Origin of the sequence: Streptomyces misionensis, from assembly GCF_900104815.1 — a bacterium.
Classification (GTDB): domain Bacteria; phylum Actinomycetota; class Actinomycetes; order Streptomycetales; family Streptomycetaceae; genus Streptomyces; species Streptomyces misionensis.
In genome coordinates, this window is record NZ_FNTD01000004.1 from 5,705,047 (window position 1) to 5,725,735 (window position 20,689).

Consider the following 20,689-nt stretch of genomic DNA (forward strand, 5'->3'; position numbering starts at 1 on the left):
CGACACTCTACAGATGTAGCATTCCCGGCGACTACTACAGATGTAGAGGAGGGGTGCGGTGAGTTCAGGAGCGGCGCGTCCGGGTGGGGTCCCGGGCCGCGCGATCGTGGCCGGGGCGGGGATCGGCGGGCTGGCCGCGGCCGTCGCGCTGGCCCGGCACGGATGGCGGGTCGAGGTGCTGGAACGGGCCGCCGGATTCGGTGAGGCCGGCTCGGGGCTTTCGGTGTGGCCCAACGGGGTCCGTGCGCTGGAGGCCCTGGGGCTGGGCGAGCGGGTGCGCGCGCGTGCCCTCGTGGAGACCCGGGCCGGCATCCGGGACGTCTCCGGCCGCTGGCTGTCGCGCACGGACACCGAGGAACTGGGGCGCCGCCACGGCCCGCTGGTGATGATCCATCGCGCCGACCTGCTCGACATCCTGCGCGCGGCCCTGCCGGAAGGGGCCCTGCGCACCGGCACGCGCGTCGACGCCGTCACGGACCACGGCTCGCACGTGGAGGTGCGGCACGGCGGGGGAGTCTCGCGCGCCGATCTGCTCGTGGGGGCCGACGGCATTCGCAGCACCGTACGGAGCGCGCTCTGGCCGCAGGCCCCCTCGCCCCGCTACGCCGGATACACGGCGTGGCGCACCATCGTCGACCCGGGCCGGCCGCTGCAGGTGGGCGGAGAGACCTGGGGGCGCGGCGAACGCGTCGGTGTCGCCCCCCTCGCCGACGGCCGCGTCTACCTCTTCGGTGTCGCCGACGCCCCCGAGGGGCAACGCGGTCCCGACGGCGAACTGGCCGAGATGAGGCGGCGCTTCGGCGGCTGGCACGACCCGGTACCGGAGCTTCTGGCCGCCGCCACCGAGGACGCGGTGATGCGCCACGACATCTACGAACTGCCCCCGCTGGACAGCTTCGTCCGCGGCCGGTGCGTGCTGCTCGGCGACGCCGCGCACGCCATGACACCCAACCTCGGGCAGGGCGCCAACCAGGCCCTGGAGGACGCCGTCACCCTGGCCGCGCTGCTGGCCGCCCACCCGGACGCGGACTCCGCCCTGGCCCGCTACGACCGCGAGCGCCGCGCCCGCACCCGGATGATCGCCCGGCGCTCCCGCCGGATCGGAGCCGTCGCACAGTGCGCCCGGACCCCGGCCTGTCTCGCACGCGACCGGCTGCTCCGCCTGACCCCCTCGTCGGTCATGCTGGCCGCGCTCGCCCCGGTCCTCGGCTGGCGGCCGCCGTCACCGGAGTGAGCCCCGGGAACCCGAGGGGCGCCCGCCGGAAGCAAACCCGTGCGCGGCAGAACCGACCCGAACGGCCCCGTCGTCCCCGCGAGGGGTGGCGGGGGCGTCCCTTTTCAGGTACCAACGACCCAGTAGCACTGGTCGGTAACGAACGGTCCCAGTCGTCCCTCTTCGCGGCGAGGTGAGCCTCCATGTCCGCACCTACCACGCACCGCAGCACCGTCACCGAGCGCGAGGCCCGTCAGGTCGCGGAGGCCGCGCGGGAGCGGGACTGGCGCAAGCCCAGTTTCGCCAAGGAGCTGTTCCTCGGGCGCTTCCGGCTGGACCTCGTCCACCCGCACCCGCTGCCCGCCGAGGAGTCCGTACGGCGCGGCGAGGAGTTCCTGGCCAAGCTGCGCGCCTTCTGCGAGACGGAGATCGACTCCGCCCGCATCGAGCGCGAGGCCCGCATACCCGACGAGGTCGTGGCCGGCCTGAAGGAACTCGGCGCGCTCGGCATGAAGATCGACCCGGAGTACGGCGGTCTCGGCCTCACCCAGCTCTACTACAACAAGGCGCTCGCCCTGGTCGGCTCCGCGAGCCCGGCGGTGGGCGCGCTGCTCTCCGCGCACCAGTCGATCGGCGTGCCCCAGCCGGTGAAGATGTTCGGCACGCAGGAGCAGAAGGACGCCTTCCTGCCGCGCTGCGCGCGCACCGACATCTCCGCCTTCCTGCTCACCGAGCCGGACGTCGGCTCCGACCCGGCACGCCTCGCCACCACGGCGGTCCCGGACGGCGACGAGTACGTCCTGGACGGCGTGAAGCTGTGGACCACCAACGGGGTCGTCGCCGATCTCCTGGTCGTCATGGCGCGGGTGCCGAAGTCCGAGGGGCATCCGGGCGGCATCACCGCGTTCGTGGTGGAGGCGGCCTCGGAAGGGATCACCGTCGAGCACCGCAACGCCTTCATGGGGCTGCGCGGCATCGAGAACGGCGTCACCCGCTTCCACCGGGTGCGGGTCCCGGCCGCCCACCGCGTCGGACCCGAGGGCGCGGGCCTGAAGATCGCGCTCACCACGCTCAACACCGGCCGCCTCTCGCTGCCCGCGCTGTGCGCGGGCGCCGGCAAATGGTGTCTGAAAATCGCCCGTGAATGGTCGGCGGAGCGGGAGCAGTGGGGCAAGCCGGTCGCGCTCCACGAGGCCGTGGGCGCCAAGATCAGCTTCATCGCGGCCACCACCTTCGCCCTGGAGGCGGTGCTGGACCTGTCCTCCCAGATGGCCGACGAGAACCGCAACGACATCCGCATCGAGGCCGCCCTCGCCAAGCTCTACGGCTCCGAGATGGCGTGGCGGATGGCCGACGAACTGGTCCAGATCCGCGGCGGACGCGGCTACGAGACCGCCGCCTCCCTCAAGGCGCGCGGCGAGCGGGCCGTACCCGCCGAGCAGATGCTGCGCGACCTGCGCATCAACCGCATCTTCGAGGGCTCCACGGAGATCATGCACCTGCTGATCGCACGCGAGGCGGTGGACGCCCACCTCTCGGTCGCCGGCGACCTCGTCGACCCGTCGAAGTCCCTGCCCGACAAGGCGAGGGCGGGGGCGCACGCGGGCGTGTTCTACGCCAAGTGGCTGCCGAGGCTGGTGGCCGGGCCGGGGCAGCTGCCGACGTCGTACGGCGAGTTCCGGCACGGCGTCGACCTGTCCTGCCATCTGCGCTACATCGAGCGCGCCGCCCGCAGGCTGGCCCGCTCCACCTTCTACGGCATGTCCCGCTGGCAGGGCCGGATGGAGACCAAGCAGGGCTTCCTCGGGCGGATCGTGGACATCGGAGCGGAGCTGTTCGCGATGAGCGCGGCCTGTGTGCGGGCCGAGCGGCTGCGCACCCGGGACGAACACGGGCGCGAGGCCTACCAGCTGGCCGACGCCTTCTGCCGCCAGGCCCGCGTCCGCGTCGAGGAGCTGTTCGCCCGGCTGTGGACCAACACCGACGACCTCGACCGGAAGGTGGTCAGGGGCGTCCTCGGCGGCGCCTACACCTGGCTGGAGGAGGGCATCGTGGACCCGTCCGAGGACGGCCCGTGGATCGCCGACGCGACCCCCGGACCGGCCACCGCCGACAACGCCCGCCGGCCCTACGGCGACTGACGCGACGCGCCGGACGGGCCCGGACGGCACCGGGCCCGGGCGATCAGCAGTACTTGTCGCTCGGGTCCCGCGTCGTCCAGGAGCACGAGGAGACCTTGGCGCCGCTCGCCCTGGTCAGCGTGGCGGTGTCCTTGTCGTTGTTCCAGACGTAGGCGCGGCGGCCCTGGTACTTGTCCGTCGTGGTGTCCTTGCCGCTGCCGGTGTGGATCTTCATGTACTTCCCGGCGCCGATCTTGACGTTCGGGAAGACGTACTTGTGGTTCGAGGCGTCCTTGAGCACCCAGCCCTTGAGCGAGACGGCCGAGCCGCCGGTGTTCTTGATCTGCACCCACTCGCCGTTCAGGCTCGTGTTCGAGCGGTTGTCCGAGCCGGGGCTGTCGAACCAGACGTGGTGGATCCTCACACCCCCCGCGGCCTCGGCCGGGGTGCTGAGCAGGGTGCCGGCGAGCAGGGTCGCACCGGCGAGGGCGGGCAGGGCGGCGCGCAGCCGTATGGTCCGCATGGAGATATCCCCCCAGGATGTCGTCCGCGAGAAATGCGAGAGATCGGTGGCGCGAAAGCGCAGACCGAAGTGTTATCACATGACATTCACGTCTACTTCACATTCGGACACACCACTCCGGGGGACACCCTGTCCTGACCGTCACCGCTTGCGGCCACAATGGGGGGATGACCGACAGCCCTGCCCATCCGGCACCCCTCGCCGACCCCCACCTCGTCTACGACCCCCTCGCGGGCGACGGCCCCAAGGACGTGGTGGTCCTCGGCTCCACCGGATCCATCGGCACCCAGGCCATCGACCTCGTGCTGCGCAATCCGGACCGCTTCCGCGTCACCGCGCTGTCCGCCAACGGCGGCCGGATCTCCCTCCTCGCCGAGCAGGCGCGCCGGCTGCGGGTGCGCACCGTCGCGGTCGCCCGCGAGGACGCCGTACCCGCCCTGCGCGAGGCGCTCGCCGTGGAGTACGGCCCCGGCGAGCCGCTGCCCGAGATCCTCGCGGGGCCGGAGGCGGCCACCCGGGTCGCCGCCTCCGACTGCCACACCGTGCTGAACGGCATCACCGGCTCCATCGGCCTCGCGCCCACCCTCGCCGCCCTGGAGGCGGGCCACACCCTGGCGCTCGCCAACAAGGAGTCGCTGATCGTCGGCGGTCCGCTGGTCAAGGCGCTGGCCAAGCCCGGGCAGATCATCCCCGTCGACTCCGAGCACGCCGCGCTCTTCCAGGCCCTCGCCTGCGGCACCCGCGCCGATGTGCGCAAGCTGGTCGTCACCGCCTCCGGCGGCCCCTTCCGCGGCCGTACCAAGGCGGACCTGGCCGACGTCACCGTGCAGGACGCCCTCGCCCACCCCACCTGGGCGATGGGCCCGGTGATCACCGTCAACTCCGCGACGCTGGTCAACAAGGGCCTGGAGGTCATCGAGGCGCACCTGCTGTACGACATCCCCTTCGAGCGCATCGAGGTGGTCGTGCACCCGCAGTCGTACGTCCATTCGATGGTCGAGTTCACCGACGGCTCCACGCTCGCCCAGGCGACGCCGCCGGACATGCGCGGGCCGATCGCGATCGGGCTCGGCTGGCCCGAACGGGTCCCGGACGCGGCGCCCGCCTTCGACTGGAGCAAGGCCTCCACCTGGGAGTTCTTCCCGCTGGACAACGAGGCCTTCCCCTCGGTGGATCTCGCCCGTCACGTAGGACGGCTCGCGGGAACGGCGCCGGCGGTGTTCAATGCGGCCAACGAGGAGTGCGTCGGGGCGTTCCTGAACGGCGCGCTGCCCTTCAACGGGATCATGGAGACCGTCACCCGGGTCGTCGAGGAACACGGCACCCCGGCCGCGGGAACTTCGCTCACGGTGTCGGACGTCCTCGAAGCGGAGACCTGGGCGCGTGCCCGGGCCCGTGAGATCACAGCCACGACGGCGACCGCGGAGGCGCGTGCATGACGACCTTGATGTTCATCCTCGGCATAGTGGTCTTCGCGCTCGGCCTGCTCGTCTCGATCGCGTGGCACGAGCTGGGGCACCTGTCCACGGCCAAGCTCTTCGGCATCCGCGTCCCGCAGTACATGGTCGGCTTCGGCCCGACCGTCTGGTCGCGCAAGAAGGGCGACACCGAGTACGGCATCAAGGCCATCCCGCTGGGCGGCTACATCCGCATGATCGGCATGTTCCCGCCGGACAACGCCGGCCGGATCTCCGCCCGCTCCACCTCGCCGTGGCGCGGGATGATCGAGGACGCCCGCTCGGCCGCCTACGAGGAGCTCCAGCCGGGCGACGAGACCCGCATGTTCTACACCCGCAAGCCGTGGAAGCGGGTCATCGTCATGTTCGCGGGCCCGTTCATGAACCTGGTCCTCGCGGTGGGCCTGTTCTTCACGGTCCTGATGGGCTTCGGCATCCAGCAGCAGACCACCACCGTCTCCTCCGTCTCGCCCTGCGTCATCGCGCAGAGCGAGAACCGCGACACCTGCAAGAAGACCGACCCGGCCTCCCCGGCCGCGGCCGCCGGCATCCAGAAGCGGGACCGGATCGTCTCCTTCGCGGGCACGCCCACCAAGGACTGGAACACCCTCTCCGACCTGATCCGCGACAGCGCCGGCAAGAACGTGCCGATCGTCGTGGAGCGCGACGGCAGGCAGCTCACGCTGCACGCCAAGATCGCCACCAACCTGGTCGCCCAGAAGGACTCCAGCGGCACCTACGTGCAGGGCAAGTACGTCAAGGCCGGGTTCCTCGGCTTCAGCTCCGCCACCGGCGTGCAGAAGCTGGGCTTCGGCGACTCCGTGACCTGGATGACCGACCGCGTCGGTGACGCCGTCGACTCCCTGGCCGCGCTGCCCGGCAAGATCCCGGCCCTGTGGAACGCCGCCTTCGGCGACGGCCCGCGCCAGCCCGACTCCCCGGTCGGCATCGTCGGCGCGGCCCGCATCACCGGCGACATCGCCACCCTGCACATCCCCGCCTCCCAGCAGGTGGCGATGTTCGTGATGCTGCTCGCCGGCTTCAACCTCTCGCTGTTCCTGTTCAACATGCTCCCGCTGCTCCCGCTCGACGGCGGCCACATCGCCGGCGCCCTGTGGGAGGCCCTGCGCCGCAACCTGGCCCGGGTGCTGCGCCGCCCGGACCCCGGCCCGTTCGACGTGGCCAAGCTGATGCCGGTGGCGTACGTGGTGGCCGGGATCTTCGTCTGCTTCACCGTCCTGGTGCTCATCGCGGACGTCGTCAACCCGGTGAAGATCTCCTAGCCACCGGAAGCCGAGGCGGCCCGGGACGCGCGGACGTTCCGGGCCGCATTCCAACGAGTGGGTTTCGCGGGTGGGATGTGCCGGGGCGTACGCCGGTGCCGTAATCTCGGATCTCGGAGCCCGCCGTATCACGGGACCGGACCTTGATCCACGACTTGGGGTTGCACAGCAGATGACTGCGATTTCTCTCGGCATGCCGTCCGTTCCGACCAAGCTCGCCGAGCGCCGCAAGAGCCGGCAGATCCAGGTTGGAAGCGTGCCGGTCGGCGGAGACGCACCCGTCTCGGTCCAGTCGATGACCACCACCCGCACGTCCGACGTCGGCGCCACCCTCCAGCAGATCGCCGAGCTGACCGCCTCCGGCTGCCAGATCGTCCGAGTCGCCTGCCCCACCCAGGACGACGCCGACGCGCTCCCCACCATCGCGCGCAAGTCGCAGATCCCGGTGATCGCGGACATCCACTTCCAGCCCAAGTACGTCTTCGCCGCCATCGAGGCCGGCTGCGCCGCGGTCCGCGTCAACCCCGGCAACATCAAGAAGTTCGACGACCAGGTCAAGGAGATCGCCCAGGCCGCCAAGGACCACGGCACCCCGATCCGCATCGGTGTGAACGCCGGCTCCCTGGACAAGCGCCTGCTCCAGAAGTACGGCAAGGCCACGCCGGAGGCGCTGGTCGAGTCGGCGCTGTGGGAGGCGTCCCTCTTCGAGGAGCACGACTTCCGCGACATCAAGATCTCCGTCAAGCACAACGACCCGGTCGTGATGATCGAGGCGTACCGGCAGCTCGCCGAGCAGTGCGACTACCCCCTCCACCTCGGCGTCACCGAGGCCGGCCCCGCCTTCCAGGGCACCATCAAGTCGGCCGTCGCCTTCGGCGCCCTCCTCTCCCAGGGCATCGGCGACACCATCCGCGTCTCGCTGTCCGCGCCCCCGGTGGAAGAGGTCAAGGTCGGCATCCAGATCCTGGAGTCCCTGAACCTGCGCCAGCGCGGCCTGGAGATCGTCTCCTGCCCGTCCTGCGGCCGCGCCCAGGTCGACGTCTACAAGCTCGCCGAAGAGGTCACCGCCGGCCTGACCGGCATGGAGGTCCCGCTCCGCGTCGCCGTCATGGGCTGCGTCGTCAACGGCCCCGGCGAGGCCCGCGAGGCCGACCTCGGCGTCGCCTCCGGCAACGGCAAGGGCCAGATCTTCGTCAAGGGCGAGGTCATCAAGACCGTTCCCGAGTCCAAGATCGTGGAGACCCTCATCGAGGAGGCCATGAAGCTGGCCGAGAAGATGCAGGACGAGGGCGTGGCGTCCGGCGAGCCGTCGGTGTCGGTCGCGGGCTGAAACCCGCGGCCCGGCCCGCACCCGCGGGCCGGAAGCAGGCTTCCCGGGCCGGGGGACGCACCGCACAGCCCGCGCGGTTATAGTGCGGAGATCAGCAGAACCCCCAGGGTGAGGCCCCCGCACGTGTTGACCCAGACCACCTCACGGGTGCTCGATCCGAGCGACCTCGACGCCGCGCTCGCCGTTCTCGACCGCGAGCCGGTCGCGAACGCCTTCGTGACCGCGCGCGTCCGGGTCGCCGGGCTCGACCCCTGGCGCCTCGGCGGCGAGATGTGGGGCTGGTACGAGGACGGCATGCTGACGTCCCTGTGCTACGCGGGCGCCAACCTGGTCCCCATCTGCGCCACCCCGCGCGCCGTGCGCGCCTTCGCCGAGCGCGCCCGGCGGTCCGGCCGGCGCTGCTCCTCCATCGTCGGCCCGGCGGACGCCACCGCCGAACTCTGGCACCTGCTGGAGCCGCACTGGGGCCCGGCCCGCGAGGTCCGGTCCCGCCAGCCGCTGATGGTCACCGACCACATGCCCGACACCGTCGCCCCGGACCCCTACGTCCGCCGCGTCCGCAAGGACGAGATGGAGACGATCATGCCGGCGTGCGTGGCGATGTTCACCGAGGAGGTCGGCGTCTCCCCGCTGGCCGGCGACGGCGGACTGCTCTACCAGGCCCGGGTCGCCGAACTCGTCGGCTCCGGGCGCTCCTTCGCCCGCCTGGACAAGGACGGCAAGGTCCTCTTCAAGGCCGAGATCGGCGCGGCGACCCCCCAGGCCTGCCAGATCCAGGGCGTGTGGGTGGCCCCCGAGCACCGCGGCAAGGGCCTCGCCGCTCCCGCCATGGCCGCGGTCCTGCGCTACGCCCTGGCCGACGTGGCCCCCGTGGTCAGCCTCTACGTCAACGACTTCAACACCGCCGCGCGCCGCACCTACCGCAAGGTGGGATTCCAGGAGATAGGCGCCTTCATGAGTGTGCTCTTCTGAACCCCGGTACCCTCCCCGCATGGATCTCACGATCGCCCCCCTGGACCTGTCGGCCCGCGTGGACGAGGCACTGGCGGTCCAAGCGGTGGCGTTCGGCCTCGGCCCGGACGAAGTCGCCGTACGCCGTCAGATCGTCCAGCGCCACATGCAGTTCCCGGGCGCCCGCGCCCTCGGCGCGACCGCCGGGGGGCGCCTCGTCGGCTTCGTCTACGGCATGCCGAACTCCCGCACCCACTGGTGGTCGACCGTCGTCGAGCCGTATCTGCGCGCGGCCGGCAACGACTTCTGGCTGGACGACTCCTTCGTGATCACCGAGCTGCACGTCCTGCCCGGCCACCAGAACCGGGGCATCGGCCGCCGGCTGATCACCACCATCACGGACTCCGCCACCGAACCCCGCTCGATCCTCTCCGCGATCGACACCGACAGCCCCGCCCGCGGCCTCTACCACTCCCTCGGCTACGTCGACCTCGCCCGCCAGGTGCACTTCCCGAGCGCGCCGCGCCCGTACGCCGTGATGGGCGCCCCCCTGCCGCTCCGCAGGCGATAACCGATTTCCGCCCTCGTGGCACGCCCGGCTAACCTCCTATGCCATCACCCATATCTGGCAGGAGTACGAGAACCATGGCCAACGCACCGGTCCAGCGCATGTCCCAGTTGATGGCGAAGACGCTGCGCGACGACCCGGCGGACGCCGAGGTCCTCAGCCACAAGCTCCTCGTCCGCGCCGGTTACGTCCGCCGCACCGCCGCCGGCGTCTGGTCCTGGCTGCCGCTGGGCAAGAAGGTCCTCGCCAACGTGGAGCGGGTCGTGCGCGAGGAGATGGACGCCATCGGCGCCCAGGAGGTGCTGCTCCCCGCCCTGCTGCCCCGCGAGCCGTACGACGCCACCGGCCGCTGGGACGAGTACGGCCAGGAGCTGTTCCGGCTCAAGGACCGCAAGGGCGGCGACTACCTCCTCGGCCCCACCCACGAGGAGATCTTCACCCTCCTGGTGAAGGACCAGTGCACGTCCTACAAGGACCTGCCGGTGATCCTCTACCAGATCCAGACCAAGTTCCGCGACGAGGCCCGCCCCCGCGCCGGCATCCTGCGCGGCCGCGAGTTCCTGATGAAGGACTCGTACTCCTTCGACCTCGCCGACGAGGGCCTCGACCAGTCCTACGCCCTGCACCGCCAGGCCTACCAGCGCGTCTTCGCGCGCCTCGGCCTCGACTACCGCATCGTCGCGGCCACCGCCGGCGCCATGGGCGGCTCCAAGTCGGAGGAGTTCCTGGCCCCCGCCGAGGCCGGCGAGGACACCTTCGCGGACTGCCCGAACTGCGACTTCGCCGCCAACACCGAGGCGATCACCTACACCCTCCAGCCGGTCGACGGCTCGGCCGTGCCCGCACTGGAGGAGATCCCCACCCCCGACACCCCGACCATCGAGACCCTGGCCGCCTCGCTCGGCGTCCCGGCCTCCGCCACCCTGAAGAACCTGCTGGTCAAGGTGGACGGCGAGATCGTCGCCGTGGGCGTGCCCGGGGACCGCGAGGTCGACATGGACAAGGTCGAGGCGCACTTCGCCCCGGCCACCGTCGAGATGGTCACCGAGTCGGACTTCGCCGGCCGCCCCGACCTCGTGCGCGGCTACGTCGGCCCGCAGGGCCTCGGCGAGAAGGTCACCTACATCGCCGACCCGCGGGTGGCCCCCGGCACCGCCTGGATCACCGGCGCCAACAAGGTGAACACGCACGCCAAGAACGTCGTCGCCGGCCGTGACTTCGAGGTCGACGCCTACGTGGACGTCGTGGTGGTCCAGGAGGGCGACCCCTGCCCGAAGTGCGGCACCGGACTGAAGCTGGACCGCGCCATCGAGATCGGCCACATCTTCCAGCTGGGCCGCAAGTACGCCGACGCCCTCAAGCTCGACGTGCTCGGCCAGAACGGCAAGCCGGTCCGCGTCACCATGGGCTCCTACGGCATCGGTGTCTCCCGCGCCGTCGCCGCGCTCGCCGAGCAGACCGCCGACGAGCAGGGCCTGTGCTGGCCCAAGGAGATCGCCCCGGCCGACGTCCACGTGGTCGCCGCCGGCAAGGCCCTGCAGACCGAGCTGGCCCTCGACGTCGCCGAGAAGCTGGCTGCCGCGGGCGTGCGCGTCCTGGTGGACGACCGCGCCGGCGTCTCCCCGGGCGTCAAGTTCACCGACGCCGAGCTGATCGGCGTGCCCCAGATCCTCGTCGCCGGCCGCCGCTCGGCCGAGGGCGTCCTGGAGCTGAAGGACCGCAAGACCGGCGAGCGCGAGGAGCTGTCGGTCGAGGACGCGATCGCGCGTCTCACGGCGTGACACCGGACGAGGGTCCCCGCCGCCCAAGGGGCGCGGGGACCCTTCGCGCACCCCGCGGACCGCTCACCGCGCGGTGACGCCTACAGCCACCCGGCGAACTCCAGCAGCAGTTCGCCGTCCTGCGGCCGTCCCACGCGCAGCGCCCGCGCCCCGGACTCCACCGCCCGGAACAGCGTCCAGCCGCGCAGCCGCTCCTGGTCCACCTCCAGCGACTCCGCGAGCCGCTTGATCCGCCGCCGGGTGATGGACGCCCCCGAGGGCGAGGCGATCAGGTCCTCCACCCGGTCCCGCACCAGCCGCGCCAGGTCGAAGGCGTGCTCGCCGACCACCGGATCGGGTCCCACCGCGAGCCACGGCATCCGGTCCCCGGCGAGCACCTTGCTCTGCCGGAACGTGCCGTGCAGCAACCGCTCCTCGGGCGGATCCGCCAGCAGCGCCTCGCGCGCCGACAGCGCCGCGTCGACCAGCGGGGCCAGCTCCGGGTCCCGCTCCGCGTCCGCGGACATCGCCGCCGCCTGCCGCCCGGTGCGCTCCGCCACGGTCTCGAAGGCGTGGCCCGCGGGCGGCGTCACCCACAGCCGGCGCAGCGTGCCCGCGGCCTCCAGCAGGGCCTTCGCCTCCGGCAGCGACCGCACCGAGACGTCCGGGTGCAGCCGTTCGAGGAGCAGCGCCCCCTCCGCGGCGTCCTGCGCGTCCGCCGACAGCAGCAGTACGGCGCCCAGCCCGCCCCAGTGCGCCAGCGCCGCCCGCTCGCTCTCCGGCCGGGCCCGCGGCGGGGCCAGCTTCAGCACGCCCGGTGTGCCGTCCGGCAGCCGTACCAGCAGCACCAGACTGCTGCGGCCGCCCGGCACCTGCACCCGCTCGACGGTCAACTCCCGCCGCGCCACGGCCCGTTCGGCCGCCTCGGGCAGCCCGGCCAGCCAGTCGTCCCCGGCCGGCGCCGTCTCCCCGAGCGCCCGCACCAGGCGCCGCGGCGGTTCGAAAGCCATGCGCGAGCCGTTCCCTTCCTCGTGGATCCTGTGGTCAGCGGGTCGCCGTGGCGGACCCCGACGGCGTCGTACCCGCCGCCCCGGTGCCCTCGCCCGCCCGCTCGGCGAGCCCCGGGAAGGCTACGCCGTGCCCGCTCCAGCCCACCGCCCGCACCGCCGCCTCCCGCAGCGACGCCGCGGCCGAGGCGCGCCGCGTCCCGGTCGCCGCCCGCACCAGGTCGGCGTAGACCCCGGCCACCCGGTCCTCCAGCCGGGCGGCGAGCCGCACCGCGTCGGCGGAGTCGCGCACCGGGAACGGCAGCGCGTAGGCGGCGCTCGCCGCCACCGGCCTGCCGCCCAGGTCCCGCACCTCGCGCGCCAGCGCGTCCCGGCGCGCCCGGTGGGCGTCGTACGCGGCCTTCGCCGTGGCGCGGCGCCGGTCGTCGATCCGGCCGCCGACCACGCCGTACCCGTACACCGCCGCGTGCTCCGCCGCCAACGCGGCCTGCAACGCGGTCAGTTCGGCCGACCGTCCGGACTCGTCGCTCACTTGGTTCCCCCCGTCGTCAGCAGGTACGCGTGCGCGGCCCCGGCCGCCGCCACCGAGGCCAGCAGCCGGGCCGGCTCGCCCGGTACGTCCAGCAGCTCCCGGGCCCGCCGGTCGGCGAGCGTCCGCTCGGCCGCGGCGAGCGAGGCCAGAGCGTCCTTCTCGGTCGCCGGCACGGGGGACGGGGAGGCGGAGGGGGAGGCGGAACCCGACGGGGTCGCCGTGGGGGTCGTGCCCTGCGTGAACGCGGCGACGTGCGCCGCGACCTCGGTGCGCAGCGGGTGCAGCCGCCCCGTGAGGCCCGGGAAGGCCGCGAGCACGGCGTCGTAGCGCGCCAGCAGCTCCCTGCTGTCCCCGGCCGCCCGGGCGCGGGCCCGGACGGTGGCCGAGGGGCCGGTGCCGCCGGAGTCCGCGCCGGCCGTGCAGCCGGCCAGCAGGGCGGCGCTCGCGGCCGAGGCGAGCAGGGTTCTTCGGCGCGGCCCCGAGGGGATGCGCGGTGGCGAGGGATACGGCACGGCAGACGTCCTCGGAGAACTCGTACGACAAGAAGAGCTACGACAACACGATGAGCGGCGACGGGCGGCACGCCCGTGATCACCGTACCCGCGCACCAGTCCGAACCCACTCACCGGCACCGTCCGCCACCACCGGGGCTCACCCGTCCCGCCGCCCGCCGGCCGGACCGGGTCGTCCACAGGTGGACGGCAACACTCCCCGCGACCGGATACCCTTTGACCAGACACGCGACCCATCCCACAACAGCACACGCGGCCGAGGAGTCACCCGGATGAGCACCACCCAGAGCGAGAGGCTGCGAGAGCTGCTGGAACCGCTCGTCACCTCCCAGGGGCTGGATCTCGAAGAGATCGCCGTCGACTCCGTCGGACGCAAGCGGGTGCTGCGCGTGGTCGTCGACTCCGACTCCGGGGCGGACCTGGACGCGATCGCCGATGTGAGCCGTGCGCTCTCGGCGAAGCTGGACGAGACCGACGCGATGGGCGAGGACGCGTACGACCTGGAGGTCGGAACCCCCGGCGCGGAGCGCCCCCTCACCGAGCACCGGCACTTCGTGCGCGCCACCGACCGGCTCGTGAAGTTCCAGCTGACCGAGGGCGGCGAGCTGGTCGCCCGGATCCTGACCGTGGACGACGAGGGCCTCGATGTCGAGGTGCCCGGCGTCAAGGGCCGCAAGGCCACCCACCGCCGCCTCGCCTTCCCGGAGATCGAGAAGGCGCGCGTTCAGGTCGAGTTCAACCGCAAGGACAAGAAGGACAAGAAGGAAGAGGAGGAGGCGTAGCCGTGGACATCGACATGAGCGCCCTGCGGGGCTTGGTCAGGGAGAAGGAGATCTCCTTCGACCTGCTGGTCGAGGCGATCGAGTCGGCCCTCCTCATCGCCTACCACCGCACCGAGGGAAGCCGCCGACACGCGCGCGTGGAGCTCAACCGGGAGACCGGGCATGTGACCGTGTGGGCGAAGGAGGAGCCCGAGGACCTGGAAGAGGGGCAGGAGCCGCGCGAGTTCGACGACACCCCCTCGGGCTTCGGCCGGATCGCCGCCACCACCGCCAAGCAGGTGATCCTCCAGCGGCTGCGCGACGCGGAGGACGACGCGACGCTCGGCGAGTACGCGGGGCGCGAGGGCGACATCGTCACCGGCGTGGTCCAGCAGGGCCGCGACCCGAAGAACGTGCTGGTCGACATCGGCAAGCTGGAGGCCATCCTGCCGGTGCAGGAGCAGGTGCCCGGCGAGACCTACCCGCACGGCCAGCGGCTGCGCTCGTACGTCGTCCGGGTCGCCAAGGGCGTGCGCGGACCGTCCGTGACCCTGTCCCGCACCCACCCCAACCTGGTGAAGAAGCTCTTCGCCCTGGAGGTGCCGGAGATCGCCGACGGCTCGGTGGAGATCGCGGCCATCGCCCGCGAGGCCGGCCACCGCACCAAGATCGCCGTCCGCTCCACCCGCACGGGCCTGAACGCCAAGGGCGCCTGCATCGGCCCCATGGGCGGCCGGGTGCGCAATGTGATGGGCGAGCTGAACGGCGAGAAGATCGACATCGTCGACTGGTCGGACGACCCGGCCGAGATGGTGGCGAACGCCCTGTCACCCGCTCGGGTGAGCAAGGTCGAGGTCGTCGACCTGGCCGCCCGCTCCGCCCGGGTGACCGTGCCGGACTACCAGCTCTCGCTGGCGATCGGCAAGGAGGGCCAGAACGCCCGCCTCGCCGCCCGGCTCACCGGCTGGCGCATCGACATCCGGCCCGACACCGAGCAGGCGGCGGAGTAGGACTCCGGAACCGGGCGGCGGCCGGAGCGGCCGCCGGGGAATAGATCCAGGCCGCGTGTGGCTTGGATTACGGACAACAGCCGTTCGATCTTTGCCCCGAAGGGGTGAGGTCGGTGCGGGGAGGTAGACTTAGCCGTGTCTGGCCGGACGCACGCCGGAGCATGCCCTGAACGCACCTGTGTGGGGTGCCGGGAGCGGGCGGCCAAGGACGATCTCCTGCGGATCGTGCGGAGCGAGGACGCATGCGTCCCCGATCCTCGCGGTACGCTGCCCGGCCGGGGTGCGTATCTGCACCCCGCCCTGGTCTGTCTCGACCAGGCGGTACGCCGCCGGGCGTTGCCGCGGGCACTGCGCGCCCCGGGAGCGCTCGACACAAAGGCGTTGCGCCGACACGTCGAGCAGGCAACAGTTGCCGAGCAGGCAACGCCGTAAGACATGCCGTACGGAAAACCGTTCGGTTTGGTACCTCGCGAGTCGAAAGCAGGTCGAGATTGCGATGAGCACTCGATGAGTACGCGATGAGTACGCCCATGAACTAGCGACGGTCCGGCTTCACCCGGACCTCAAAGGAGCGAAGTGGCTAAGGTCCGGGTCTACGAACTCGCCAAGGAGTTCGGTGTCGAGAGCAAGGTCGTCATGGCCAAGCTCCAGGAACTCGGTGAATTCGTCCGTTCGGCGTCTTCGACCATCGAAGCGCCGGTTGTACGCAAGCTGACCGACGCCTTCCAGGGTGGCAATGGCAAGTCCGCCAAGCCCGCCCCGCGCAAGGCTTCCCCCAAGCCCGCCGCGCCCTCCCCGGCGCAGGCGGCCCGTCCGGCTGCCCCGAAGCCGGCGCCCGCGGCCCCCAAGCCCGCGACGCCCGCCGCGCAGCAGCCGGCTGCCCCGTCGGCGCCCGCGCCGGCCCCGGGCCCGCGTCCCGTTCCGGGTCCGAAGCCCGCGCCGCGTCCGGCCCCGGCCGCCCCGGAGTTCACCGCTCCGCCGGCCCCGGCCGCCCAGACCCCGCAGGCCCCGGCCGCGCAGGGTCCGCGTCCCGGCGCCCGTCCCGGTGCCCCCAAGCCCGGTGCCCGCCCCAGCGGTCCCGGTCAGGGCCAGGGCCGTTCCGGCCAGGGCGCGCCGCGTCCCGGTGGCCAGGCCCCGCGTCCGGGTGCCCGTCCGTCCGGTCCGCGCCCGGGCAACAACCCCTTCACCTCCGGCGGCTCCACCGGCATGGCGCGCCCGCAGGCGCCCCGTCCGCAGGGTGGTCCGCGTCCCGGCGGCGCCCCCGGTGCCGGCCCCCGTCCGCAGGCGCCCGGCGCCCAGGGCGGCGGTCCGCGTCCGCAGGCTCCCGGCGGTCCGCGTCCGACTCCGGGCTCGATGCCCCGTCCGCAGGGCGGTCCCCGTCCCGGCGGTCCGCGTCCGAACCCCGGCATGATGCCGCAGCGTCCCGCTGCCGGCCCGCGTCCCGGCCCCGGCGGCCGTGGTCCGGCCGGTGCCGGTCGTCCCGGTGGTGGCGGCGGCGGTGGCCGTCCCGGCTTCGCCGGTCGTCCCGGTGGCGGCGGCGGTGCCCGTCCGGGTGGCGGCGGCGGTTTCGCCGGTCGTCCCGGTGGCGGCGGCTTCGGCGGCGGCCCCGGTGGCGGCGGTCGTCCCGGCTTCGGTGGCCGTCCCGGCGGTCCCGGTGGCCGCGGTGGCACGCAGGGCGCCTTCGGCCGTCCCGGCGGTCCCGCGCGTCGCGGTCGCAAGTCGAAGCGGCAGCGTCGCCAGGAGTACGAGGCCATGCAGGCCCCGAGCGTCGGCGGCGTGATGCTGCCGCGCGGCAACGGCGAGACCATCCGTCTCTCCCGCGGCGCGTCGCTCACCGACTTCGCCGAGAAGATCAACGCCAACCCGGCGTCCCTCGTCGCGGTCATGATGAACCTCGGCGAGATGGTCACGGCCACGCAGTCCGTCTCCGACGAGACGCTGCAGCTCCTGGCCGACGAGATGAACTACAACGTCCAGATCGTCAGCCCCGAGGAGGAGGACCGCGAGCTGCTCGAGTCCTTCGACCTGGAGTTCGGCGAGGACGAGGGCACCGAGGAGGACCTGGTCGTCCGTCCGCCGGTCGTGACCGTCATGGGTCACGTCGACCACGGTAAGACCCGACTGCTCGACGCCATCCGCAAGACGAACGTCATCGCGGGCGAGGCCGGCGGCATCACCCAGCACATCGGTGCCTACCAGGTCGCGACCGAGGTCAACGGCGAGGACCGCGCGATCACCTTCATCGACACCCCGGGTCACGAGGCGTTCACCGCCATGCGTGCCCGCGGTGCGAAGTCGACGGACATCGCGATCCTGGTCGTCGCGGCCAACGACGGCGTCATGCCGCAGACGGTCGAGGCGCTCAACCACGCCAAGGCGGCCGACGTGCCGATCGTGGTCGCGGTCAACAAGATCGACGTCGAGGGCGCGGACCCGACCAAGGTGCGCGGTCAGCTGACCGAGTACGGCCTGGTGGCCGAGGAGTACGGCGGCGACACGATGTTCGTCGACATCTCCGCCAAGCAGGGTCTGCACATCGACTCGCTGCTGGAGGCCGTGATCCTCACGGCCGACGCCTCGCTCGACCTGCGGGCCAACCCGAACCAGGACGCGCAGGGCATCTCGATCGAGTCCCGCCTGGACCGCGGCCGCGGTGCGGTCGCCACGGTCCTGGTGCAGCGAGGCACGCTGCGGGTCGGCGACACCATGGTGGTCGGCGACGCGTACGGCCGTGTCCGCGCGATGCTGGACGACAGCGGCAACAACGTGGCCGAGGCGGGCCCGTCGACGCCGGTCCAGGTCCTGGGCCTGACCAACGTCCCGGGTGCCGGCGACAACTTCATCGTGGTGGACGAGGACCGTACGGCCCGTCAGATCGCGGAGAAGCGCGCCGCCCGCGAGCGCAACGCGGCCTTCGCCAAGCGCACGCGCCGTGTGTCCCTCGAGGACCTGGACAAGGTGCTCAAGGCCGGCGAGGTCCAGCAGCTGAACCTGATCATCAAGGGTGACGCTTCCGGTTCGGTCGAGGCCCTCGAGTCCTCGCTGCTCCAGCTGGACGTCGGCGAAGAGGTCGACATCCGCGTCCTGCACCGCGGCGTCGGTGCGGTCACGGAGTCCGACATCGACCTGGCCATGGGCTCCGACGCCATCGTCATCGGCTTCAACGTCCGTGCGGCCGGCCGTGCCGCGCAGATGGCCGAGCGCGAGGGCGTGGACGTCCGGTACTACTCGGTCATCTACCAGGCGATCGAGGAGATCGAGGCGGCCCTCAAGGGCATGCTCAAGCCGGAGTACGAAGAGGTCGAGCTGGGTACGGCGGAGATCCGCGAGGTCTTCAAGTCGTCCAAGCTGGGCAACATCGCCGGTGTCCTCATCCGGTCCGGCGAGGTCCGCCGCAACACCAAGGCCCGTCTCATCCGGGACGGCAAGGTGGTCGCGGAGAACCTCACCATCGAGGGCCTGCGTCGCTTCAAGGACGACGTCACCGAGATCCGCGAAGGCTTCGAGGGCGGTATCAACCTCGGCAACTTCAACGACATCAAGGTCGACGACGTCATCGCGACGTACGAGATGCGCGAGAAGCCGCGGGCGTAACAGCCACCGGTTGCCGCTGGCCGACGGGACCTTCCGGTCCCGTCGGCCAGCGCGCCGTTGCGGGCCGTTTCAGGGCCCGGGGCGGCCCCGGCGCCCGCCCGCGCCGAAACCCTGTCGAGCCACCGGCGGGTACGCGGTACCGTTTCTTGATGTCCCCGGCCACCCGGCCCAGGGGCCATCGATCCCGTACCGGCGGGTGAACCGGCAACACACATGTACGTGGGGACTCTGTCCTTCGACCTCCTCCTCGGCGACGTCCACTCGCTGAAGGAGAAGCGCTCCGTCGTCCGCCCGATCGTGGCCGAGCTCCAGCGGAAGTACGCGGTGAGCGCGGCGGAGGTGGATCACATGAACCTCCACCGCCGGGCGGTCATCGGCCTCGCGGTGGTCTCGGGCGACGCGGCCCACCTCACCGACGTACTGGACCGATGCGAACGGCTGGTCGCCGGCCGCCCCGAGGTGGAGCTGCTGTCCGTACGACGCCGCTTCCACGGCGAAGACGACTGACGAAACCACAGAACCAAGATCAGGAAAGAACGGGAGCTGGACCAGTGGCCGACAACGCGCGGGCGAAAAGGCTGGCGGACCTCATCCGAGAGGTGGTGGCCCAGAAGCTGCAGCGCGGGATCAAGGACCCGCGGCTCGGCTCGCACGTCACCATCACGGACACCCGGGTCACGGGTGACCTCCGGGAGGCGACCGTCTTCTACACGGTGTACGGGGACGACGAGGAGCGGAAGGCCGCCGCGGCCGGCCTGGAGAGCGCCAAGGGCATCCTGCGCTCCGAGGTGGGCCGTGCGGCCGGCGTGAAGTTCACGCCGACCCTGACCTTCGTCGCGGACGCCCTGCCGGACACCGCCCGGACCATCGAGGACCTCCTCGACAAGGCCCGGCAGTCCGACGCCAAGGTGCGCGAGAACTCCGCGGGCGCCAGCTACGCGGGCGGCGCGGACCCCTACCGCAAGCCGGCGGACGACGAGACGGACGGCGACGCCGCGGAATGACCCAGAAGCACACCACGCCCGACGGCCTTGTCATCGTCGACAAGCCGTCGGGCTTCACTTCGCACGACGTGGTCGCCAAGATGCGTGGGATCGCCCGGACCCGCCGGGTCGGCCACGCCGGCACCCTCGACCCCATGGCGACCGGCGTCCTGGTCCTCGGCGTCGAGCGGGCCACCAAGCTCCTCGGGCACCTCGCACTGACCGAGAAGGAGTACCTGGGCACCGTACGCCTGGGCCAGAACACCCTCACCGACGACGCCGAGGGCGAGATCACCTCGTCCACCGACGCCTCCAAGGTGACCCGGGCGGCCATCGACGCCGGCATCGCCAAGCTGACCGGCGACATCATGCAGGTGCCGTCCAAGGTCAGCGCCATCAAGATCGACGGCGTCCGGTCCTACAAGCGGGCCCGGGAGGGCGAGGAGTTCGAGATCCCGGCCCGGCCCGTGACCGTCTCCTCCTTCACGGTGTACGACGTCCGGGACGCGGTCGCCGAGGACGGCACCGCCGTGCTGGACCTGGTCGTCTCCGTCGTCTGCTCCTCCGGCACCTACATCCGCGCCCTCGCCCGCGACCTGGGCGCCGGTCTGGGCGTCGGCGGCCACCTGACGGCGCTGCGCCGCACCCGCGTGGGGCCGTACAAGCTGGACGCGGCCAAGACGCTGGACCAGCTCCAGCAGGAGCTGACCGTGATGCCGATCGCGGAGGCCGCCACGGCCGCCTTCCCGCGCTGGGAGGTGGACACCCGGCGCGCCCGGCTGCTGCTGAACGGGGTCCGCCTGGACATGCCCGACGAGTACGCGGACGCCGGTCCCGTCGCCGTGTTCGACCCCGAGGGCCGCTTCCTGGCGCTCGTGGAGCTGCACAAGGGCAAGGCCAAGAGCCTCGCCGTCTTCGGCTGAGCCGAGGCCCTCGCCCGTGGAGCGGCGGCCGGGCACGGGGTGCCTGCCCCCTGCCGCCGCCCCACGGTTCCCCCTCCCCCCACCCCTAGGGATATCCAGCGGCCCCCGCGTATTCACCCGAGCGGCCGGGCGCTCGGAGTGAACCGGGGGAGCGGAAGGGGG

At 72.2% G+C, this 20,689-nt stretch carries 19 protein-coding genes; 15 read left to right on the top strand and 4 right to left on the bottom strand.

Annotated elements, in window-relative coordinates:
• The first annotated feature begins 58 nt into the window (after positions 1-58).
• Positions 59-1,234, top strand: a complete 1,176-nt coding sequence (locus tag BLW85_RS27785; RefSeq protein ID WP_074993568.1) for an FAD-dependent monooxygenase — start codon at positions 59-61, stop codon at positions 1,232-1,234.
• Between the two features lie 182 nt (positions 1,235-1,416).
• The gene (locus tag BLW85_RS27790) at positions 1,417-3,354 is read left to right on the top strand and encodes an acyl-CoA dehydrogenase family protein (RefSeq protein WP_070022204.1); all 1,938 of its coding nucleotides are present in this window, start codon (positions 1,417-1,419) and stop codon (positions 3,352-3,354) included.
• Positions 3,355-3,397: 43 nt separating this feature from the next.
• Here BLW85_RS27790 and BLW85_RS27795 read toward each other — a convergent pair whose 3' ends face one another.
• Positions 3,398-3,856 carry a lamin tail domain-containing protein gene (locus tag BLW85_RS27795; RefSeq protein WP_074993571.1) on the bottom strand — a complete coding sequence of 153 codons (459 nt, stop codon included), beginning with the start codon at positions 3,854-3,856 and terminating at the stop codon, positions 3,398-3,400.
• Between the two features lie 167 nt (positions 3,857-4,023).
• Between BLW85_RS27795 and dxr the strand changes: the two genes are divergently transcribed.
• The 6 genes from dxr to BLW85_RS27825 all read left to right on the top strand — a co-directional run bounded on the left by dxr (position 4,024) and on the right by BLW85_RS27825 (position 11,226).
• A complete protein-coding gene (gene dxr, locus BLW85_RS27800) occupies positions 4,024-5,295 on the top strand; it encodes a 1-deoxy-D-xylulose-5-phosphate reductoisomerase (protein WP_074993574.1) in 1,272 nt (423 codons plus the stop codon).
• The gene (locus BLW85_RS27805) at positions 5,292-6,596 is read left to right on the top strand and encodes a M50 family metallopeptidase (RefSeq protein WP_070022195.1); all 1,305 of its coding nucleotides are present in this window, start codon (positions 5,292-5,294) and stop codon (positions 6,594-6,596) included. Before dxr ends, BLW85_RS27805 begins: the two co-directional genes overlap by 4 nt.
• Before the next feature lie 172 nt (positions 6,597-6,768).
• Complete coding sequence (gene ispG, locus BLW85_RS27810; RefSeq protein WP_070022187.1) at positions 6,769-7,926, top strand: flavodoxin-dependent (E)-4-hydroxy-3-methylbut-2-enyl-diphosphate synthase; 1,158 nt, start codon at positions 6,769-6,771, stop codon at positions 7,924-7,926.
• A gap of 123 nt (positions 7,927-8,049) precedes the next feature.
• Positions 8,050-8,898: a GNAT family N-acetyltransferase gene (locus BLW85_RS27815; protein WP_074993577.1), complete on the top strand. Its 849-nt coding sequence runs from the start codon at positions 8,050-8,052 to the stop codon at positions 8,896-8,898.
• A 19-nt stretch (positions 8,899-8,917) separates the two neighbouring features.
• The gene (locus tag BLW85_RS27820; protein ID WP_070022182.1) at positions 8,918-9,448 is read left to right on the top strand and encodes a GNAT family N-acetyltransferase; all 531 of its coding nucleotides are present in this window, start codon (positions 8,918-8,920) and stop codon (positions 9,446-9,448) included.
• A gap of 74 nt (positions 9,449-9,522) precedes the next feature.
• Positions 9,523-11,226 carry a proline--tRNA ligase gene (locus BLW85_RS27825; protein WP_070022179.1) on the top strand — a complete coding sequence of 568 codons (1,704 nt, stop codon included), beginning with the start codon at positions 9,523-9,525 and terminating at the stop codon, positions 11,224-11,226.
• Positions 11,227-11,306: 80 nt separating this feature from the next.
• On the opposite strand, the gene BLW85_RS27830 is transcribed toward BLW85_RS27825, so the two are convergent.
• From BLW85_RS27830 to BLW85_RS27840, 3 genes are read right to left on the bottom strand one after another with little or no spacing between them, the layout of a single operon-like run.
• Complete coding sequence (locus BLW85_RS27830; protein ID WP_074993580.1) at positions 11,307-12,215, bottom strand: aminoglycoside phosphotransferase family protein; 909 nt, start codon at positions 12,213-12,215, stop codon at positions 11,307-11,309.
• A gap of 34 nt (positions 12,216-12,249) precedes the next feature.
• A complete protein-coding gene (locus BLW85_RS27835; protein ID WP_070022175.1) occupies positions 12,250-12,744 on the bottom strand; it encodes a ferritin-like domain-containing protein in 495 nt (164 codons plus the stop codon).
• Entirely contained in the window at positions 12,741-13,256 is a 516-nt protein-coding gene (locus BLW85_RS27840) for a hypothetical protein (protein WP_074993583.1), read from the bottom strand. Before BLW85_RS27840 ends, BLW85_RS27835 begins: the two co-directional genes overlap by 4 nt.
• A gap of 272 nt (positions 13,257-13,528) precedes the next feature.
• Here BLW85_RS27840 and rimP point away from each other — a divergent pair, with 272 nt between their 5' ends.
• From rimP to truB, 7 genes are all read left to right on the top strand, one after another.
• Entirely contained in the window at positions 13,529-14,038 is a 510-nt protein-coding gene (rimP, locus tag BLW85_RS27850) for a ribosome maturation factor RimP (protein WP_070022170.1), read from the top strand.
• A 2-nt stretch (positions 14,039-14,040) separates the two neighbouring features.
• Complete coding sequence (gene nusA, locus BLW85_RS27855) at positions 14,041-15,027, top strand: transcription termination factor NusA (RefSeq protein WP_070022164.1); 987 nt, start codon at positions 14,041-14,043, stop codon at positions 15,025-15,027.
• A 135-nt stretch (positions 15,028-15,162) separates the two neighbouring features.
• Positions 15,163-15,459, top strand: coding sequence for a YlxR family protein (locus BLW85_RS27860; protein ID WP_071828835.1), 297 nt, complete (start codon positions 15,163-15,165; stop codon positions 15,457-15,459).
• A gap of 144 nt (positions 15,460-15,603) precedes the next feature.
• The gene (infB, locus tag BLW85_RS27865; RefSeq protein ID WP_074993586.1) at positions 15,604-18,621 is read left to right on the top strand and encodes a translation initiation factor IF-2; all 3,018 of its coding nucleotides are present in this window, start codon (positions 15,604-15,606) and stop codon (positions 18,619-18,621) included.
• Between the two features lie 213 nt (positions 18,622-18,834).
• On the top strand, positions 18,835-19,128 hold the full coding sequence (locus BLW85_RS27870) for a DUF503 domain-containing protein (RefSeq protein WP_070022158.1): 294 nt from the start codon (positions 18,835-18,837) through the stop codon (positions 19,126-19,128).
• Between the two features lie 44 nt (positions 19,129-19,172).
• Positions 19,173-19,625: a 30S ribosome-binding factor RbfA gene (rbfA, locus tag BLW85_RS27875; RefSeq protein WP_070022156.1), complete on the top strand. Its 453-nt coding sequence runs from the start codon at positions 19,173-19,175 to the stop codon at positions 19,623-19,625.
• Complete coding sequence (truB, locus tag BLW85_RS27880) at positions 19,622-20,527, top strand: tRNA pseudouridine(55) synthase TruB (protein WP_074993588.1); 906 nt, start codon at positions 19,622-19,624, stop codon at positions 20,525-20,527. Before rbfA ends, truB begins: the two co-directional genes overlap by 4 nt.
• Positions 20,528-20,689: the final 162 nt, after the last annotated feature.

Excerpts from the sequence above, each read along its gene's own strand:
- BLW85_RS27870 (WP_070022158.1), top strand. The coding sequence starts at position 18,835 with ATGTACGTGGGGACTCTGTCCTTCGACCTCCTCCTCGGCGACGTCCAC.
- BLW85_RS27805 (WP_070022195.1), top strand. The coding sequence starts at position 5,292 with ATGACGACCTTGATGTTCATCCTCGGCATAGTGGTCTTCGCGCTCGGC.
- BLW85_RS27790 (WP_070022204.1), top strand. The coding sequence starts at position 1,417 with ATGTCCGCACCTACCACGCACCGCAGCACCGTCACCGAGCGCGAGGCC.
- BLW85_RS27830 (WP_074993580.1), bottom strand. The coding sequence starts at position 12,215 with ATGGCTTTCGAACCGCCGCGGCGCCTGGTGCGGGCGCTCGGGGAGACG.
- rimP (WP_070022170.1), top strand. The coding sequence starts at position 13,529 with ATGAGCACCACCCAGAGCGAGAGGCTGCGAGAGCTGCTGGAACCGCTC.
- BLW85_RS27825 (WP_070022179.1), top strand. The coding sequence starts at position 9,523 with ATGGCCAACGCACCGGTCCAGCGCATGTCCCAGTTGATGGCGAAGACG.
- ispG (WP_070022187.1), top strand. The coding sequence starts at position 6,769 with ATGACTGCGATTTCTCTCGGCATGCCGTCCGTTCCGACCAAGCTCGCC.
- BLW85_RS27795 (WP_074993571.1), bottom strand. The coding sequence starts at position 3,856 with ATGCGGACCATACGGCTGCGCGCCGCCCTGCCCGCCCTCGCCGGTGCG.
- truB (WP_074993588.1), top strand. The coding sequence starts at position 19,622 with ATGACCCAGAAGCACACCACGCCCGACGGCCTTGTCATCGTCGACAAG.
- BLW85_RS27820 (WP_070022182.1), top strand. The coding sequence starts at position 8,918 with ATGGATCTCACGATCGCCCCCCTGGACCTGTCGGCCCGCGTGGACGAG.
- dxr (WP_074993574.1), top strand. The coding sequence starts at position 4,024 with ATGACCGACAGCCCTGCCCATCCGGCACCCCTCGCCGACCCCCACCTC.